The 19,629-nt window shown below is 62.7% G+C and carries 11 protein-coding genes; 5 read left to right on the top strand and 6 right to left on the bottom strand.

Annotated elements, in window-relative coordinates:
- The first annotated feature begins 27 nt into the window (after positions 1-27).
- Positions 28-807 (top strand): peroxide stress protein YaaA, encoded by a 780-nt coding sequence (gene yaaA / locus H9Q16_RS16660; protein WP_191076536.1) that lies wholly within the window; start codon positions 28-30, stop codon positions 805-807.
- Here yaaA and H9Q16_RS16665 read toward each other — a convergent pair.
- Complete coding sequence (locus tag H9Q16_RS16665; protein WP_191076537.1) at positions 792-2,954, bottom strand: response regulator; 2,163 nt, start codon at positions 2,952-2,954, stop codon at positions 792-794. The two genes, yaaA and H9Q16_RS16665, sit on opposite strands and share 16 nt — an antisense overlap.
- Before the next feature lie 149 nt (positions 2,955-3,103).
- Between H9Q16_RS16665 and H9Q16_RS16670 the strand changes: the two genes are divergently transcribed.
- The 3 genes from H9Q16_RS16670 to H9Q16_RS16680 are packed head-to-tail and all read left to right on the top strand — an operon-like array spanning position 3,104 to position 11,514.
- On the top strand, positions 3,104-8,539 hold the full coding sequence (locus H9Q16_RS16670; RefSeq protein WP_191076538.1) for an alpha-2-macroglobulin family protein: 5,436 nt from the start codon (positions 3,104-3,106) through the stop codon (positions 8,537-8,539).
- Positions 8,536-10,563, top strand: coding sequence for a penicillin-binding protein 1C (gene pbpC / locus H9Q16_RS16675; RefSeq protein WP_343067875.1), 2,028 nt, complete (start codon positions 8,536-8,538; stop codon positions 10,561-10,563). Before H9Q16_RS16670 ends, pbpC begins: the two co-directional genes overlap by 4 nt.
- A 27-nt stretch (positions 10,564-10,590) precedes the next feature.
- Positions 10,591-11,514, top strand: a complete 924-nt coding sequence (locus tag H9Q16_RS16680; RefSeq protein ID WP_191076539.1) for an AEC family transporter — start codon at positions 10,591-10,593, stop codon at positions 11,512-11,514.
- A gap of 183 nt (positions 11,515-11,697) precedes the next feature.
- On the opposite strand, the gene H9Q16_RS16685 is transcribed toward H9Q16_RS16680, so the two are convergent.
- The 5 genes from H9Q16_RS16685 to H9Q16_RS16705 all read right to left on the bottom strand — a co-directional run bounded on the left by H9Q16_RS16685 (position 11,698) and on the right by H9Q16_RS16705 (position 18,934).
- Positions 11,698-12,144 carry a GNAT family N-acetyltransferase gene (locus tag H9Q16_RS16685; RefSeq protein WP_191076540.1) on the bottom strand — a complete coding sequence of 149 codons (447 nt, stop codon included), beginning with the start codon at positions 12,142-12,144 and terminating at the stop codon, positions 11,698-11,700.
- Positions 12,141-14,183 (bottom strand): hypothetical protein, encoded by a 2,043-nt coding sequence (locus H9Q16_RS16690; RefSeq protein ID WP_191076541.1) that lies wholly within the window; start codon positions 14,181-14,183, stop codon positions 12,141-12,143. Before H9Q16_RS16690 ends, H9Q16_RS16685 begins: the two co-directional genes overlap by 4 nt.
- The gene (locus tag H9Q16_RS16695; protein WP_191076542.1) at positions 14,180-16,951 is read right to left on the bottom strand and encodes a DUF4159 domain-containing protein; all 2,772 of its coding nucleotides are present in this window, start codon (positions 16,949-16,951) and stop codon (positions 14,180-14,182) included. The genes H9Q16_RS16690 and H9Q16_RS16695 overlap by 4 nt, the downstream gene beginning before the upstream one ends.
- On the bottom strand, positions 16,948-17,859 hold the full coding sequence (locus H9Q16_RS16700) for a DUF58 domain-containing protein (RefSeq protein ID WP_191076543.1): 912 nt from the start codon (positions 17,857-17,859) through the stop codon (positions 16,948-16,950). Before H9Q16_RS16700 ends, H9Q16_RS16695 begins: the two co-directional genes overlap by 4 nt.
- Positions 17,860-17,926: 67 nt before the next feature.
- Positions 17,927-18,934, bottom strand: coding sequence for an AAA family ATPase (locus H9Q16_RS16705; protein WP_191076544.1), 1,008 nt, complete (start codon positions 18,932-18,934; stop codon positions 17,927-17,929).
- 69 nt (positions 18,935-19,003) lie between these two features.
- Here H9Q16_RS16705 and H9Q16_RS16710 point away from each other — a divergent pair, with 69 nt between their 5' ends.
- Positions 19,004-19,573 (top strand): DUF1285 domain-containing protein, encoded by a 570-nt coding sequence (locus H9Q16_RS16710; RefSeq protein WP_191076545.1) that lies wholly within the window; start codon positions 19,004-19,006, stop codon positions 19,571-19,573.
- Positions 19,574-19,629: the final 56 nt, after the last annotated feature.

Consider the following 19,629-nt stretch of genomic DNA (forward strand, 5'->3'; position numbering starts at 1 on the left):
CTTTGCCGAACACCCGGAGGGACTGAGATGCTTGTCACGATTTCACCTGCCAAACGACTTGACTGGAGCCCGCGCGACATGGTCGCGACACAGCCGGAATTTCAGGAAGATGCGGTGCGGCTGGCCAAAACCGCGCGGAACCTGACATTGGGCAAGCTGAAAGGCCTGATGGACCTGTCCGATGATCTTGCGCGCCTCAATCGCGACCGGTTTCAGGCCTTTGCCGCCGCGCCGCAGGCCGAGGCAACCCGCCCTGCGGCGCTGGCCTTTGCCGGTGACACCTATCAGGGGCTGGAGGCCGCAAGTCTCGACGCCGACGAACTGGCATGGGCGCAGGATCACCTGCGTATCCTGTCGGGTCTCTACGGCGTCCTGCGCCCGCTTGATGCCATTCAGGCATACCGGCTCGAGATGGGCAGCCGCATGAAAACGCGGCGGGGCAAGAACCTTTACGACTACTGGCGCGACGGCCCCGCCAAGGCGTTGAACGCGCAGGCAGAGGCCTTAGGCAGCGATACGCTGATCAACTGCGCCAGCCAGGAATACTTTGGCGCCGTTTCCCCCAAGGCGCTCCGGCTGAGGATCATCACGCCGCAGTTTCTCGAAGACAAAGGCGACGGCAAGGGCCCCAAAATGGTCAGCTTTTTCGCTAAAAAGGCGCGCGGGGCCATGGCGCGCTTCATCATTCAGAACCGGTTGTCCACGCCCGACGGCATCCTTGATTTCGACACCGGCGGATATGCTTTCGACGAAAAGGCCTCCACCCCCGACAGCCCGGTGTTCGTTCGGCCTTATCCGTCGCCGTAATCTGTATCCGACAGCGGCTTCATATGCGGAAGATGCGCCGCTGTGATCTGTTCGATGATATCGGGTTTTCGCAACGGTTTGGTCAGATAATGATCCAGCCCGGCGGCCAGAACACCTGCGTCGTCACCGGCCATCGCATGCGCCGTCAAGGCAACGATAGGGACATGGCGATCTGACCCTTTCTCAAGCGCGCGGATTTTTTGCGTGGCTTCCCTGCCATCCATCTTTGGCATGGAGATGTCCATGAAGATCAGGTCCGGCGTGCAAGACTGATACAGCGCAACTGCTTCTTCGCCGTTGTTGGCAAAGGTCAGATCAATCTCAAGATCCTTTACCATCTTGCGAAACACCAGCTGGTTGGTCTTGTTGTCCTCAGCGGCCAGCACCCTCAACGCCCTCGGCGCAATTGATGTTTCCGGCTGAGGCCCAAGAAGGGTCATGATCTTTTCGATCATTTTTTTCCGCGGCGGCGGAAACTGCAGCACCTGACACAAGGCGCTTTCTGCAGCCGTCTTTTCGACCTGCGTAGGGTTTTGCGCAAGCAGCAAAACAGGCAGATCGGCGGCCTTTTCTTGGACCGCCTGCACAAATGCGAGCCCGTCCATCGCTGACATCCCGTAATCTGCAACTACCAGCGACACATCCGCCGCAATGCAAGCAAGCGCTGTGGCTCCGTCTGGACAGGGATGCGCGTCCAGCCCCAGTTTGCCCAATTGCCTGTTCAGAATATCGCGTGTCGCGGCAACGTCGGACACCACCAGAACCCGCCCGACATCCCCAAACGACGGCACCCCCCCACCAGCATCATCCTGCGCAATATCCAGCGTGATCTTGAACCCAAAACAGGATCCAGCGCCCTCCTGCGATGTGACCCAGATCTCGCCATCCATCATTTCCACCAGTCGTTGCGAAATGGCGAGGCCCAGCCCGGTGCCGTCGAACTGCCGGTTGCGTTCGTTTTCGACCTGATTGAATTCGCCGAAGATGTGGTTGACCATATCGGCGGGAATGCCGATCCCGGTGTCCTCTATCGCGATATGCAGAGTGACTGAGGTGCCGCCATGGCACGGCACACCCACCACCCGAACCAGCACGTGCCCCTGAGACGTGAACTTGACGGCGTTGCCCAAAAGGTTGGTCATCACCTGCCGCAGCCGCCCCGGATCGCCGATCAGTCGCGTCGGCAGGAAGAGGTCATAATCCAGCAGTAACGAAAGCCCTTTCTTGCGGGCGCTGGGCTGCAACAGCATCAGAATTTCCTGAATTGCCTGTTCCAGATCAAAGGCTTCGGGCTGCAATTCAAGCTTCTTGGCTTCGATCTTGGAATAATCCAGCACGTCGTTGATGATCACCAAAAGCGCTTCGCCGGAATTGCGGATCGTGTCGACATAGAGGCGCTGTTCGTCGGACAGATCCGTATCGATCAGCACATCGGCCATGCCAACAACGCCGTTCATGGGCGTTCTGATCTCGTGGCTCATGTTGGCCAGAAAGGCGGACTTGGCCTTGTTGGCGCTTTCGGCAATCTGGCGCGCCTCTTTCAACTGTTCCTCGTAGACAACGTTCGCCGTGATATCGAGGCCAAGCGAAACAACATCACCTCCCGGACCGCGTTGATCGACCAGCTTGATATGGTTGCCGTTCCACAATTGAATGACGATCGGTTCTGGCTGAGGATCCTGCCAGCGCCGGGTCATCATCTGCCGCCACTGCGCCGGGGTCAGATCACCGGTGCGCACGATGCCTTCTTCGGTCATCACCTGCAGGATGGTGACATAGTCCACGCCCGGCCTGATTTCTTCTACCTTGTCGAAGATGGCGAGGTAGGCCCGGTTGGCCATGATCATCTTGTTCTGCGCGTCAAAGAACGCGAAACCGTCGCTGATCGTCTCGATCGTGTGCCACATGCGGCGTTCGGTGATCGCGATCTTCTGGTTGGCCGCACTCAGATCCGACTTAACGCGCTTGTTTTCCCCGCGGATGGTTTCGACCTGCGCACGGGTCTCGACGATCTCTTCGGTCAGTTCGCGCGCGTGCGCATCAAGTTTTCGGTTGGCTGCAAATAATTCCGACTTCTTGAGCTCCAGCAGCCGTTCTGCCGCAAGGCGGCTGCGCCGCTCGCTGGTCAGTTTTTCGGCAAGGCTCATCCGCCGCTCCGCTTGCTGGTCTCTGGGTGCGCGGCCACTGTCCTGGATCAAGGTGAATAAGTGTTTAAGTCCCTGGGGTAAGGTATCCGGTACCTTGTCTGGAATCGGATCGCGTGGCACGCTGATCACATTTGAAATCGGAGATTGTCATGCCCTTCAATCGCGTGTTGCGCAATGTTCTGGCCGTCTTTGTGATCATGGTGGGGCCGGCTTTGGCCCAGACCGGGGTGCCAGAGCACCGATATCTTTTCTCGCGCGATGTAGATTTTTACGGTGCGGACCTGACCAATCTCTTTGACACTACGCAGGCCGCGTGCGAACGGGCCTGTTCGGCACAACCTGACTGCGTGGCTTTCACCTTCAATACGCTGAAAGGGGCCTGTTTCCCCAAATCCGCAATTAGCAATCGCGAACCGTTCGAGGGCGCGCTGTCTGCGCGAAAAGTGCAGACCGACGCGGCCATTCTCGGCAACGCACCTGCGCGACTAAAAGACCTCGATTTCCTGCGCACCCGCGATCTGGAGACCGCCGCCGCCCTTGTTGGCAGCAACGCACGGCGGTTCTCATTTGGGGACGAAACGTCCGAAGACATGATTTCTGCCATGCTGCGGGCAGAAGAAACCGGCAATACCCGCGTCGCGCTGACCTGGGCAGGAAAGGCCGTGGCCGCGACCGACCGGGGCGATTTGTGGGTGCGGTTCGCGCATCTGTCGCTCAAACGGGGTGGGCAGACGGAAAACAGCGACTGGCGGCGTCACAACCGCGAGGCGCTGATGGCGGCGACCAATGCCTATCTGCGGGCGGATGCAAACGCGGTGCGCGCCGACGCCCTGACCGTGATGGCGCGCGCGCTTGAGGCCAACCGGCGGGGCCGCGACATGATCCCGGCCCTGCGTCTGGCGCAAACGCTCAGCCCGCGAAACGATCTGCAAACCGCGCTGGATGATGCGATTGGCAAATACGGGTTTCGCGTCGTCGATCACCGCATCGACAACGATGCCGCCGCCCCGCGTATCTGTGGTGAGTTCTCTGAAAAGTTGGTCCAGGTCGGCGTCGATTATGAACCCTTCGTGCGTATCGAAGGGCGCGGTCTGGCAGTGCAGGCCAGCGAAAGCCAACTGTGCATCGATGGCGTGGAACACGGTCAGCGATACGAGATCACCTTTCGCAAGGGCCTTCCCGCCGCCAGCGGTGAGACGCTGCACAAGGACGTGCAGCTGACGCTTTATGTACGCGACCGCGCGCCGCTGGTGCGCTTTGGGGGCCGCGCGTATGTGCTGCCGCGCACCGCGCAGGCCGCAGTGCCGATCGAAACAGTCAACGTCGACACCGTTGATCTGAAGCTGCGCAAGGTCAGTGACCGAAATCTCGTGCGCGCGATCCGCGAAAGCTATTTCGGACGCCCGCTTAGCAAGTACGAGGACGACGAATTCGCACGCACTCTGGCGCAGGAGATCTGGCAAGGGCAGGGCACAACACAGAACACGCTCAACGTCGACATGACGACGCGCCTGCCGTTGGGCGATGTGCTGGCAGAACACCCACCCGGCATCTACGCGCTAAGCGCCTCTGTTCCGGGGCAGGATCCCTATGATTTCCCGGCCGCGACGCAATGGTTCGTGCTGTCCGATCTGGGTCTGTCCACATGGCAGGGGGTGGATGGCCTGCAGGTCGCTGTACGTAGCCTATCAGATGCGGCCGCCCGCGAAGGGATCACGCTGACCCTGATCAGCCGTGCCAACGCGGTGCTGGGCAGCGCGACCACGGATGCCCAAGGATTTGCCAGCTTTGCCGCAGGGCTCAGCCGCGGGTCCGGTGCCGCGCAGCCCGCCTTGCTGATGGCCGAAGCCGGCGAGACCGATATCGCCTTTCTGCCTCTGACGGACCCCGCATTCGATCTGTCCGATCGCGGCGTCGAAGGGCATCCGCCCGCACCGCCGATCGATACTTTCCTGACCACTGATCGCGGTGCCTACCGCGTCGGGGAGACCATCTATGCCACCGCGCTCACGCGGGACGCCCGCGCGCAGGCCCTTGCAGAACTGCCGGTCACAGCCGTGCTCAAACGCCCGGACGGTGTTGAGTACAGCCGTCACCTCAGCCAGAAGCCGCAGGCCGGCGGTCACGTCTTTGCACTGCCTCTGGGGGGCGACGTGCCGCGCGGGGCATGGCGCGTTGACATCTATTCGGACGTGGAGGCGCCTGCACTGGCCAGCCAGACCGTCCTTGTCGAAGATTTCCTGCCAGAGCGGATAGATTTCGAAATTTCCCTGCCGGATGCCCCGCTGCGGCTTGTCGATGCCCCCCCTGTGACAGTCGCCGTCAATTACCTGTTTGGTGCGCCCGGCGCGGATCTGGCTGTGGAGGGCGACGTCCGCTTGCGGGCAACGCGCAGCCTTGAGGGCTGGGCCGGCTATCAGTTTGGTCGGCATGACACCGCATTTCGCACCCAAAGCCGCGCGGTCGGTGATGCGACCACAGACGCGGACGGGATCGCCACTTTCCCGTTGCCCCTGCCGATCCTTGACGAACCGCCGACCTTGCCGCTCGAAGCGGAAGTGATCCTGCGCGTTGCCGAAGGGTCGGGCCGCCCGGTCGAACGGCGCCTGAAAAAGGCGCTGGCACCGGATGCGCCGCTCATCGGCATCAAGAAGGCCTTTGACGACGTCCTGCCCGAAGCAGCAGAAGCCCGCTTTGAGGTCATCGCCCTTGCCCCGGATGGCACAGCCATGGAAATGCCCGTCCGCTGGACCGTGAACCGGGTAGAGCGCCGATATCAGTGGTACCAACTTTACGGCAACTGGGAATGGGAACCGACAACCCGCCGCGTGCGTGTGGACACCGGCGAAGCGACGCTGGGTGCCAACCCGCTTACCCTCACAACCCCGACGGAATGGGGTCAATACGAACTTGTGGTAGAGCGGATAGGACCCCTATACGCGGCAAGCTCGGTCAGCTTTTCGTCAGGTTGGTATGGCGGCGATGGCGCGACGGATACACCGGACCGGCTTGAGGTCTCTTTGAACGCAACCGAATTCAGCATCGGCGACACCGCACGGTTGCGCCTCGTTGCCGAGGGGGACGGTGTGGCGCTCATCAGCGTTCTGTCTAATCAGGTGATCGACAGGCAGGTTGTTTCTGTCAGTGCGGGCGAGAACGTGATCCCTCTGGACGTGACGGCGGCTTGGGGCAGCGGGGCCTATGTGACGGCTTCGGTCCTGCGCGGCATGGACGCGGACGCAGGCAAGAACCCGGCGCGGGCTCTGGGGCTGGTCCATGCAACCGTCCGGCCGGAAGACAAGGCACTGTCCGTCAGCTTTGATGTGGCCGATGTCGTCGACGGTCAGGCGGGCACGATGCGCGCTGCCGTGCAGGTCGATGGCGTCAAGGAAGGCGAGACGGCCTATGTAACGCTGGCGGCTGTTGACGTCGGCATCCTGAACCTGACCGGGTTCGAGCCGCCGGATGTCACCGATCACTACTTTGGCCAGCGCCGTCTTGGTGTGGAATTGCGCGATGTCTATGGGCGGCTGATCGATGGCATGAATGGCGCGCTGGGCAGCGTGCGTTCTGGCGGTGATGCTGCGGCTTCTGCACAGGTGCAATCGCCGCCGCCAACCGAAGAATTGATGGCCTTCTTTGCGGGCCCGATCAAGGTCGGCGCGGATGGCCGTGCAGAAGTCGACATCATCAAGCCCGCGTTCAACGGCACGGTAAAACTGATGGCCGTCGCCTGGTCGCCCACCGCCGTGGGCGATGCCGCACAGGATGTCATCGCGCGGGACCCTGTCGTGCTCAGCGCATCATTGCCACGCTTCCTGTCGCCGGGGGATCAAGGCCGTCTCTTGCTTGAGTTCGTGCATGCCGAAGGGGCTGCCGGTAACATGCCCCTGCAGATATTCGCGGATGCGGGTGTGGGCCTGGCGGATGCGCCTGCCACCGTGCGCCTGGCCGATCAGGGCTCTGCGCGCCTCAGCATCCCACTGACCGGGCGCGAGATCGGGGATCATCTGATCACGGTCGTGATGCAAACACCGGGTGGCAAGGAATTGCGCAAATCCCTGCTGATGCCAGTGCGCGACAACGATCCGGAGGTTGCGACCACCCGGCAGTTTGCACTTGGAACCGGCGAAAGCTTTACCTTTGACAGCAACGTCTTCGCAGGCCTGCGTCCGGGCACGGCCACGGCAACCCTGACCGCCGGTCCGCTCGCGCGGTTTGATGTTCCGGGTCTGTTGCGCCAGCTTGACCGCTATCCCTACGGCTGCACCGAACAATTGACCTCTGGCGCGATGCCGCTGCTTTATCTCAGCGCCATGGCGCAGTCCGCCGGGTTGGGAGAGCCTGAACGGATCGGCAACAAGATCGACAGCGCCATCGGGCGCATCCTGACGCGCCAGACCAGCAGCGGGGCCTTCGGCATGTGGCGGGCTGCATCGGGTGAGTTTTGGCTGGATGCCTACGTGACCGATTTCCTCAGCCGTGCGCGCGCCGAAGGGCACGTCATCCCGGATCTGGCGTTCAGCCTTGCCATGGACAATCTGCGCAATCGCATCAATTACACGCCTGACTTTGATAACGGTGGCGAAGACGTGGCCTATGCACTGCTGGTGCTTGCCCGCGAAGGGGCCGCCGCCATGGGGGATCTGCGGTACTACGCGGACACCAAGGCGAATGACTTCGGCACCCCGCTCGCGGCTGCGCAACTGGGTGCTGCGCTGGCGTCGTACGGCGACCAGATCCGCGCGGACAAGATGTTCCGTCAGGCTGGCGTAATGCTGCTGCGGGACCGTGATGCCCGTCGCTGGCGCACCGATTTCGGCACCAGCTTGCGCGACACCGCCGCCGTCCTGAAACTGAGCGCCGAGGCGGGCAGTGCCGCAATAGACCCCGCGACGCTGATATCATGGGTCGGGCGACACGATCAGCGGCTGTCGACCCAAGAGGCTGCGCAGGTCCTGATGGCGGCGCATGCTCTGGCGGCCCCGGATGCCGTACCGGGCCTCCTTGTCGATGGCCAACCTGCAAGCGGCCCGGTTGTCACACGGCTGAGTGACCGGGCGCCGACCGTTTCGGTCATCGAAAATGTCAGCTCTTTGCCGATGGATGTGACAATGACCACCTTCGGTGTGCCAGACGTGGCGCCTGCTGCGGGGGGCTATGGCTACAAGATCACCCGAAGATACTTCACCATGGACGGGTATGACCGGTCTGGTCCGGTTGCTGCGGGCGAACGCAGGGTCGTGGTCTTGCGGATCGAACCCTTCGAGGACACGGGCGCGCGGCTGATCATCGACGATCCGCTCCCGGCAGGGTTCGAAATCGACAACCCCAACCTGCTCGAAGGGGGGGAAACCGCCGCCCTCGACTGGCTTGCCGCCCGCGAAGCTGAAAACGCAGAGTTCCGTAGCGACAGGTTCGTTGCCGCGGTGACCCATCGCGACGCGGAACCGTTCCAACTGGCCTATATCGTCCGCGCCGTGACACCCGGCACCTATCACCACCCGGCAGCGACTGTCGAAGACATGTATCGCCCCGAATACCGCGCCAATACCGATACCGCCGCGCTGACGATCACGCCGTGATCCGGCGGTTCGGACTCATTGCGCTGGCGGTCGTGCTGACATTGGCGGGCGGACTGCGAGATGGGGTCGACCAGTGGATTGCGGCAACCGACCTGCCGCCGGTGCTGGCAGAAACATCGGTCGAGATGAGGGACCGCAACGGTGCGCTGATGCGGGTCTTCCCGATCGAGGACGGGCGCATGCGCCTGGCGCTTTCCCTTGACCAGGTGGATCCCGACTTTGTCGCCATGCTGGTCGCTTACGAAGACAAGCGGTTCTACCGCCACAACGGCGTTGATCCCGTCGCCCTGATGCGGGCAGCTGGACAGGCGTTATGGCATGGCAAGGTGATCTCCGGCGGATCGACCCTGACCATGCAGGTGGCGCGACTGCTTGAGAATTCCGGCACCGGGCGCTGGCACGGCAAATGGCGCCAAATGCGCGTGGCACTGGCGCTTGAACAGCGGCTCACCAAGCAGCAGATCCTTGAACTTTATCTTGCACATGCGCCCTACGGCGGGGCTGTAGAAGGGCTGCGCGCGGCCGCACTGGCGTGGTTTGGCAAAGAACCGGCACGGCTGACCCCGGCAGAGGCCGCGCTGCTTGTCGCCCTTCCCCAAGCGCCGGAGGCGCGCAGGCCCGATCGGCATCCGGCCCGTGCGACCGCTGCCCGCCAGCGGGTTCTTGCGCGGGTCAATGCTGCCGATATAGGCAGCCTGTCACCGGTGCCAGATCGCATGAGCCCCTTCGTGCGCTTGGCCCCGCATCTGGCAGACCGTTTGCGCGCCAACGATCCCCTGTCGCGGCGCTTTGACGTGACCTTGGACGCGACCTTGCAGCGCCAGATCAACGCGCTGGCCCAACGTGCGGTACGCGGGCAGGCGCGGGGCGTGTCTGCGGCCATCATGGTGGCCGATCACCGCACCGGAGAAGTACTGGCCGCAACCGGTTCCCCCCTCTATTCGGCACAGGACGGCGCGCTTGGATTTGTGGACATGACCCGCGCGGTGCGCTCGCCCGGGTCGACACTGAAACCCTTTGTCTACGGGCTTGCCTTCGATCAGGGGCTGGTGCACCCCGATACGCTTATCAACGATGCGCCCGTCGCCTTCGGTCGCTATGCGCCGCAGAATTTCGACGGCATCTTTCGCGGAGAGTTGACAGTGCGCGAAGCACTGCAATTGTCGCTGAACATCCCCCCGATCCTCCTGACGCACGAGCTGGGACCAGCACGCCTGATGGCCGCATTGCGCGCCGGCGGTGCATCGCCGCAGGTACCAGGGGGTAAACCGGGGCTGGCCGTGGCGCTGGGCGGTGTCGGGCTGACCCTCACCGAATTGGTGCAACTCTACGGGGGCCTGGCACGCGAGGGGGCGGCGCGTCCGCTGGTCTGGGAGGCAGGGCAGGCAACACCCGCGCCGCCGCGCATGATGTCACCCGCCGCTGCATGGCAGGTGGGTCATATCCTTGCCAGTATTCTCCCGCCGCAAGGGGCAGGCGTGCTGACCGGTGACATCGCCTACAAGACCGGCACCTCGTATGGCCACCGCGATGCCTGGGCTATCGGTTTTGACGGAATGCATGTGGTTGGTGTCTGGCTCGGGCGGCCTGACGGCACACCGATACCGGGCGCCTTTGGCGGAGACATGGCAGCCCCCGTGATGTTCGAGGCGTTCGGACGGCTTGCACCGCGCCCGACACCGTTGGGCCCGCCACCGCCGGAAACCCTGATCCTCAGCTCCGCGTCCTTACCAGTGCCATTGCAGCGCTTCCGATCTCGGGATGCTGTCTTTGCCAAGGCGCAGGACGCCCCGGTCGTTCATTTCCCCCCGAACGGCGCTGTCCTGCAGCGCACGAGCGACGGTGTGCCGCTGAAGCTGCGCGCAGGCATCCTGCCCCTGACCGTGCTTGTGGATGGCGCGCCCCTGATGCAAGGGCTGCGTCAGCGCGAAGCTATCCTGCCTTTGATGGAGCCGGGATTTACGCGTATCTCTGTCATCGACGCCAAAGGGCGCGCGTCAGAGGTAGAGATCAGGCTGGACTGACGCGGGCCAAGCTGGCAGGTCAGTCGTATGTCGCTTGTCCTTGCTGTTCTTCCTTTGCTGCTGATCATCGCCACCGGATACGTGCTGGCGCGCAGTGGCGCACTGCCTGCTGCGGATTGGAAAGGGATCGAAACCCTGAGCTTTCGGGTTCTGATCCCGGCGGTCCTGATCCTTGCCATTATCCGCACGGATCTGTCCTGGGCCACGTTCGGAACGTTCATGATCACGCTGATGCTGACCTGGGCCCTGGTCAGCCTTCTGGCCCTGATGTTGCGCCTTTTTCCGCACGCGCGGCTGGAGAACCCTGCCTTTACGACGCTTTTTCAAACAGGCCTGCGATGGAATGCCTTTGTCGCGCTTGCGGCAGCAGAGCAGTTTACGGGCGATGCCGGCCTCAGTGTGCTCGCTGTTGCCATTGCGCTTTTGATCCCCACGATCAACATCTCCTGCATCGTGGTTCTGTCCGCGTTCGGGCCGGGACAGGTATCGCTGGGCGGCGTGAGCATGATGGTTCTGAAGAACCCGCTGGTACAAGCCTGCCTCGTCGGATTGGGGCTCTACTTCAGCGATCTGGCGCTGCCGGATCCGATCCTGCAGGCCCTTGATATGATCGGGCGCGGCGCACTGGCCGTGGGTCTGCTCGCTGTGGGGGCGGGCATCAGTCTGCGCCGCCTGGCACGTTGGGACTGGCAGGTTGGCGTTGCCTTGCTTTTACGCCCGATCCTCGGGCCGGCCATCTTTGCGGGCTTTGCGTTTTTCTTTGGTCTCTCACCGCTTCAGGCCTTCACTGGTGTGCTGGTGTTTGCGGCCCCAGCGGCCACCAATGGCTATATCGTTGCCAAGCAGATGGGCGGGAACGCGGAACTCTATGCGGACGTATTGACCTGGCAGACACTTTTGTCACTGGCGGTGATGCCCCTTTGGGCCTGGGTTTTCCTGAGCCCCGCCTGATCCGATTGAGCGCGCGATGCGCGCACGACATGGTTTGTTCGCGCGCGCGCAGCTGGCGTATCCGCGAACCTCATTTGACCGTCTGATGTGCGGGTGGGGGAGCCTCCGGCGGGGAAGAGTTAAGGCCAGAGAAAGGGGGGGTGCGCCGTTTTTTCTATGGCCATAATATTCCCCCCTGGAGGGTTAAAATTCATGTCTCAGGACCAACGCGTGTTTGTCGCCCGCGTCAAAGCCCAGTTTTTGGTAGAACTTCAGCGCATCATTCCGTCGACCGGTCAGGAGCATGATCTTGTAGGCACCCGCCGTCCAGGCCGTGTCGATCGCGGATTGCATCACGGCGCGACCAAATCCCTGACGCGTAAATCCGGGTAAAGTGGCCACGTTCTCAATAAGCGCGTAGGCGCGCGCGCCATTGGTCATATTGGGCAGAATATGGAGTGTCGCCATGCTGACGATCCGGTCGTCTTTCAGCGCGCCGATCACGCGCGTTCCCTCATGGCTGAGCAGCGCCTTGAATGCGGATAGGCTGGCCCGGGTATCGGTCGGCGTCTCACCGGTGGACAAGACTGCATATAACGCACGGGCCGCGTCGTGATCATCAACGGACAATGTCAGGCAGCGGTGGGTCACCGGCGGCCTTCGCGAAGCCACGCAGCGGTTATAAAGAAGGCGGATAAGATCAATACCAACCAGGGTGGCAGGATCGCGGTCTGGCGTACATCGCGGGTCTCATAGGCACCGCGTGGGGTCAGGCCCAGCCAGCCCCGGCCAGCGGCAGGGCGTCCGGCACGCACGTTGCGCAGGCGCGGTACGCCGTCTTCTGCGCGCACCGTGCCACCCCGCAGGGCGAGGGTTAGCGGAGCCAGCGCGGTGGCATCCGCAATCGTATCCACAAATTCACGTGGGGCGGCAGGGCCAAGCCCGATCACGCTGGTCTGCTCGGCGTTTTCGAGCCGGTAGAGGCCAATCTCGGGTCCCTGATAGCTGCCTTCAAAGACACCGGGCCCCGTTTCTTCCAGCGTGACGGTCGCCGTGCTGCCATCCGGGGTGGTGACTGTCGCGGGCGGCACCGTGTCGCTGAGCGTGCGGCGGATGATCCGCATCGACTGGCCCTGCGCCGTCGCGGTCAGCGCTTCTTCTTCCAGTTCGGGCTCTTTCATCATCCAGTGCGCCAGACGGCGCAGCAATTCAAGTTGCGGGCCGCCGCCTTCGTAACCCCGGCTCCATAGCCAGGCGTGATCCGAGGCCAGCAGCGCAACACGCCCCTCGCCCACACGGTTCAGTATCAGCAGCGGGCGTTCGTCTACGCCGGTCATCACCACGTTACCTTGGGGGTCCGCGACATCTATCTGGCGCAGCCAACGGCCCCAGTCTCCGTTGGTCGGCAGATCTGTGGTGACAGGATGGCGTTTGCCCAGATCACTGACCTGCGGCAGATAGAGCCGGTCGATCACCCGTGCGGTAGGCGTGCCTGGCAGCACCAGCCCAAGTGGCGAACGATAAAGGCTATCGGCAGACGCGAAATCGGGCCCCGCAGAGACCAGCACCGCCCCGCCTTTCTGAATGTAATTGGCGATATTTTCAAGATAAAGGCCGGGCAGGATGCCGCGCCGCTGATAGCGATCAAAGATGATCAGGTCGAAATCCTCGATCCGCTCCATGAACAATTCGCGCGTGGGGAAGGCGATCAGCGACAATTCATTTACCGGCACACCGTCCTGCTTTTCCGGTGGGCGCAGGATGGTGAAATGGACCAGATCAACCGAACTGTCCGATTTCAGAAGATTGCGCCAGGTGCGCCCGCCGGGGTGTGGCTCCCCGCTGACCAGAAGGACGCTCAGCCGATCCCGGACGCCGTTCATCTGGATCAGCGCGCTGTTGTTGCGGTCCGTCAGTTCGCCCTCTGCAAGAGGCAGCGAAAACCGGATCACGTTGCGCCCGCCGTGGGGCAGGGTCACGGGCAGGTCAATGTCCTGACCGATGGGCACGCGGAAGGTCTGCGGCGGTTCCCCGTCAATGGAAATATCAAGCGGCGCCAGTGTTTCGCCCTCCGGTGCCGCCCCCAGATCATCAATACGCAGGGTCAGTGTGACGGGTTCGCCAATGATGGCAAAGGCCGGGGCATTGCGAACGGACAACCGACGGTCCCAATCGCTTTCAAGGCCTGTCATGATCAGGTGCATCGGGGCAGGCAGATCAATGGGCAGGTCCGCGTCATGTACGCGGCCATCGCTGATGGCAAGGATCCCGGCGATGCGCGCGCGCGGCTCCTCGGCCAATGCTTCGGCAAGGGTTGTCATCAATTGGGTGCCTGCGTCTCCGGCGCCGTCTGGCACGGTGATCCGGCGAATGTCGGTATTGGGGCGCGCTGTAATCTCGGCGGCCAGCGCATCTGCAGTGGTCCTGGTTTGCGCCGCGCGGTCGCCCAGACGCTGGCTGGCGGTTTCATCTTCGACCAGCAACACGATGTCGTTCAGGGGCGCGCGATCTTCCTGTTGATAGGACGGACCTGCCAGCGCGCCGATCACGACAGCAGCCGCAAGCCCGCGCAAGGCCCACCCGTTCAGGCCCCGCAGGATCGCCAGAATGATCATCATCAGCGCGATGATAATCACGACACTGAACAGCGACCATGGGATCAGAGGATCAAAAACAATGGTCGAGGTCATTGGCCCAACCGATCCAGCAAGGCAGGCACATGTACCTGATCCGACTTATAGTTGCCCGTGAGCACATGCATCACGAGGTTCACGCCGAACCGGTAGGCCAGCTCGCGTTGCCGGTCCCCTGAAAAGCCGCGCCCGATGGGCAGCAGCGGCGCGCCATCGCTGCGCACGGCCCAGGCCGCGGCCCAGTCATTGCCGCCGATGATGACCGGCGTCACGCCGTCATTCAGATTACGAAACGGCATGCCTTCGATCTGCTGGGCGTCCGGCGGCGAGGCCTCGACCCAGATATCGCGGCTGGCGTGGCGACCGGGATAGTCCTGCAGCAGATAAAAGGTGCGTGTCAGTACGTGGTCGTCCGGCAAAGGTTCGATCGGGGGAATATCCAGCGGCCCGGCCAGATCCTGCAGCTTGCGGCCATTCGGGCTGGCGGCCCCGAACCGGGCGATATCGGCATCCCGCGTGTCAAACAGGATCAGTCCGCCAGACCGCAGATAGGCGTTCAATTTGGCATAAGCCTCTGATGAGGGGCGCGGCTGATCCGGGGTGATGGGCCAGTACAGGATCGGGAAGAAAGCCAGCTCATCTGTCTCCAGATCGACACCCGTTGGCGTTGCCGGTTCGATCGAGGTGCGAAAGAAAAGCGTATCGGAAAGGCCGGTCAGGCCCGCCGCGGCAATGTCATCCACCTGCCTGTTGCCAGTCAGGACATGGGCCAGCGATACTTCGTTGGTGGCAGCGAGCGCAAACTCCTCTGCCTCGGTCTGCGCCTGTCCGGGATGGGGCAAGGCAAAAAGCGGCAGGGCAAACAGGATCATTGCCAGCGCATTTACACGGCTGAGCAGACGACCCGACAACGCCAGCGACGCCACCACATCAGCCAGCAGCAGCAGGATCGCAAGGCTCAGCAGCCATCCGGCGACCGGTTGCTCTGGCGCAACGGCAAGCCCGCGCACCGGGATATCGCCGGGCCAACTGACCGGATCAAGGGAATCTTCGGCCCCGAACACATTGCGGGCCAACCGCCTGTCGCCGGTGCCATAGATGCCCGGGCGCAGGTCGGGGCCGGCGGGCGCACTGACCAGATCAGCACCGTCGACACCGGCAAGAGTGCCCGCATCCGACAGCACGCCATACCCATCCATGACCCGCAAGGGCGTCCAGATGGTGCCCTCCAGACTGCCCGCATCCGGGGTGGACGAAACCGAGGAAATCGCCAGCCGCTCCATCATCTCGACAAAGAGACCGGACAGCGGGAGCGTGGACCATTCAGCCGTCGCGGTCACATGAAACAAAACAATCTGCCCTTGCCCCTGCGCCTTGCGCGTGACCAGCGGTGTCCCGTCACTAAGCGAGGCGATGACGCGTTCGGCCAGTGTTGGATCGGGCTGTGCGACGACCTGCGCGGTCACAACCACGTCTTCCGGCACGGTCAGCCCAAAAAAGGGTGAGGTATCCCGGAAAGGTGCCAATGCCTTGGGTTCGCCCCAGGACATCGCGCCGCCCACGCTGCGGCCCCCCGCACGCAGGCGCACCGGCATCAGCGGATCTTCTTCGGCACGGCTGATATCACTTGCGGCGATGCGCGGCCCGGCAAAACGCACCAGCATCCCGCCCTTTTCGATCCACTCCTGCAAGGGCTCGGTCTCGGCCTCGGACAGGGTTGCGATGTCGGCCAGAACGATCACATCGGGGTTCGCGGGCAGAACATCTGCAAGCGTGCCATCGATCAGATCAGCGGTCGGGACAAGCGCCTGTTCGATATAGTGCAGTGGCGACAGCAACTGCAGGTTCTCCTGATCCTGCCGCCCGCCAACCAGCGCAACCTCACGCCGTCTCAGGGCGTCATCGACCAGCGTTGTGGCCCCGGCAGAGCGCTGCCCCGCAATGGTGAACCGCGAAATCCGCGCGCGCAGTTCGGCGGGCAGGGAAATCTCTGCCGCCGCCGTGGTTTCGCTATCCTCAAAGACCGCGGGCACGGTCGCCAGAATGCGTGCATTACCCGCCGGATCACGCCCTTCGGCCTGCAAGACGACCTCGCGTGCCTGTCCCGGCAACGCACGGCTGATGCTCAGCGAGACAACGTTGTCGGCATAGGTCGCCGGGGCGATGGCCATGACATTCGCGGCGGTCTGGTAGACCTCGACACTGCCCTGTGATTGCAGCGCGTCCAGCACGCGCGCGCGTCCGGCATACTCAAGCCCGTCGCTGAACCACAGCGTATCGAAACCCGACAGCGCCTCCATCATCTGCGTGGCGGTGTTGATGTTGCCCTCCGACGGCTGCCAGGGGGCCGGGGCAAAGCCGGCCAACCTGCTGCGCCAGACATCGGCGGTCTGGAAATTGGGAACCTCGGGGCGCGACAATTGCAATATGGCGACCGTGCGGTCCGCGCGGCTGGCCTTGCTCAACTGCGCATCAAGCGCTTCCGCCTGCTGGGGCCAGCGCGTTGCACCGGCCCAACTGCCATCCAGCACGATCAACAGCGGCCCGTTGCCGTCGGCCTGATCCACCTCCGGGTTCAGAACCGGACCGGCAAGCCCGATAATAATCGCGGCCACCGCCAGCATCCGCAGCATCAAAAGCCACCAGGGCGTGCGATCCGAAACGCTTTCGTCGTCCTTGAGGCCCAGCAGCAGCGCCACCCCCGGAAACCGCCGCCGCAGCGGCGCGGGGGGCACGGCGCGCAGGATCAGCCACAGGATCGGCAGCGCAAAAAGCGCCACCAGCAACCACGGCGCGGTAAAGCCGATGCCGCCCAGAACCGTCATACCGTGGCCTCACTGCGCGCCGGTGGCGCAACCCCGGCGCGCGCGTCCAGCGCGCCATAAAGCCACAGCAGCGCACTTTGCGCAGAGCCTTCGGTGTGATGCAGCCCGTATTGCCAGCCGGTCAGCGTGCACAGCCTCTGCAGCTCGGCTTTGCGCGCAGCAAGCCGTGCCAGATACCGATCCCTGAGGTCGTTCGCTTTCAGGGTCTCGTGACTCAGCGTGCCACCGACGCTTTCAAAGATGGTGCGCCCTGAGAAGGGAAATGCCTCTTCTGACGGGTCCAGCACATGACACAGCACACCGCGCACACCCCGGTCGGCGGCCTTGGTCAACGCCAGTTTGACCGCCTCAAGATCCCCCATGAAATCGGAAATGAAAACCGCGCGTGCGTGCGGAATCATCGCGCGATGCTCCGGCGGGCTGTAGTCTGCGGCGTCGTCTTCGCAAAAAAGTTCGGCCAGGCGCAGGATCTGCGGATTGCCCCGACGGGGCGGCAAGGTGGTGCCGGTCAGACCCACGCGTTCGCCCCCCCGAATTAGCAGGATCGCCAACGCCAGTCCCAGCAACCGGGCGCGATCTGCCTTTTGCGGCAGTGTGTCGTCCGAGCTAAACCGCATTGAGGCACCCTGATCGATCCACAGCATCACCGACTGCGCAATCTGCCATTCGCGTTCGCGCACAAATTCCTGATCCCCCATGGCCGACCGTCGGTGGTCGATCATGCGGCGGCTGTCACCCATCTGAGCGGGTCGATATTGCCAGAAATCATCGCCCAGCCCCGCGCGTCTGCGTCCATGCGCGCCCAACAGGACCGCACCGGCCAAATGCTCTGCCCGCGCCAAAAGCGCTGGCAGGCGGGACGCCTGATGTTCGGCATCGGCGCGCAGGGAAGTGGGCGTAGATGTCATCTGGCAAACACCAGAGCTTTTCCTGCCCGGCGCGCTGGACGACCAGTGTGGGGTATCAGCGCCCTTGTCACGCTGCTGCTTTCGACCCGGTCATGCTGCGCGCTGTGTCGTCAATCAGGCCCTGCAGGCTGTCACCCCGTGCCCGTGCGGCAAAGTTAAGCGCCATCCGGTGGCTCAGCACCGGGCGCGCCATGTCGATCACGTCTTCAGCGGACGGGGCCAGCCGCCCCTGTAACAAGGCGCGCGCGCGAACAGTCAGCATCAGCGCCTGCGCCGCGCGGGGGCCGGGGCCCCATGCAACGGTTTCGCGGACCTGCGCGGATACGCCTTCTTCTTCGGGTCGGAACGCGCGCACCAGATCCAGGATCATTTCCACAACACTGTCCCCTACCGGCATGCGGCGTAACAGCGTCTGCGCCGCAAGCAGTTCATCTGCGGTAAACACCTCGCTTGCCTGAGCCTCGGTTTCACCTGTTGTGGCGATCAGAATGTCACGCTCTGTCGCGCGATCAGGGTAATTGACGTCGATCTGAACCAGAAACCGGTCAAGCTGCGCTTCGGGCAATGGATAGGTACCCTCCTGCTCAATCGGGTTCTGCGTGGCCAGCACGTGAAACGGCACGCCAAGCGATCGGTCCTGCCCGGCAACTGTCACGGTCTTTTCCTGCATCGCCTGCAAAAGCGCCGACTGCGTCCGCGGCGAGGCGCGGTTGATTTCGTCCGCCATCAGCAACTGGCAGAACACCGGCCCTTCAATGAACCGAAAGGACCGCGTGCCATCGGCATCGGTGTCCAGCACTTCTGATCCCAAAATGTCCGCAGGCATCAGATCTGGCGTAAATTGCACCCGGCTGCTGTCCAGACCCATCACGGTCGACAGGGTTTCAACAAGGCGGGTCTTGCCCAAACCGGGCAACCCGATCAGCAAACCATGCCCGCCACACAAAAGCGCCGTCAGTGTCAGGTCTACGACCCGCTCCTGACCGATGAACCGATTGGTGATCGAGGCCTTGGCATCACCAAGCTTCACACCCAGTGCTTCAATTTCCGCCACCATTTGGTCTTCTTGGGTCATGACTTCTGCTTCCCTTGAGATATATCCTGCAGTGTAAGTGTATCCCTTTAGGATGAAATGGCAAAAGCGATGGCTGGACAAAAAAGCGTTACCCCCTCTGCAGAAGGGCTTGCTGCGTCGGCACGTGCCGCTAAAACGCGCGGTTTGCCGCCACTTGAGAAATGGAACCCGCCCTTTTGTGGCGATCTGGACATGCAGATTAAACGCGATGGCACCTGGTTTTATCAGGGCACGCCCATCGGGCGCCCCGAACTGGTCAAACTTTTCTCGACGATTCTCTGGCGCGAGGGCGACGATTACTTTCTGCTGACACCGGTTGAAAAAGTGGGCATCACCGTTGAAGACGCGCCCTTTGTCGCGCTGGACTTCGAAAGCGACGGGGAAAACCTGATCTTTGAAACAAACGTCGGCGACCACGCCACAGCCGGACCCGACAATCCGATCCGCGTGGTGCGCGATGAAAAAACCGGGGAACCATCACCCTACATCCTGATCCGCCGCAATCTTGAGGCGCTCATCGACCGCAAATCCTTTTACCGGCTGGTCGATCTGGGCGTGCATCACCAAGACTGGTTTGGGGTGTGGTCGGGCGGCCAGTTCTTTGGCATCATCCCCTCGAACGAATTGCCCGACAGCTGACAGTTTCTGTCAGGATCGCCTGATACTCATCCTCCATGTTCACACCAATATGGAGA

The sequence above is a fragment of the Sulfitobacter aestuariivivens genome (genome assembly GCF_014763045.1).
Taxonomy (GTDB): domain Bacteria; phylum Pseudomonadota; class Alphaproteobacteria; order Rhodobacterales; family Rhodobacteraceae; genus Sulfitobacter; species Sulfitobacter aestuariivivens.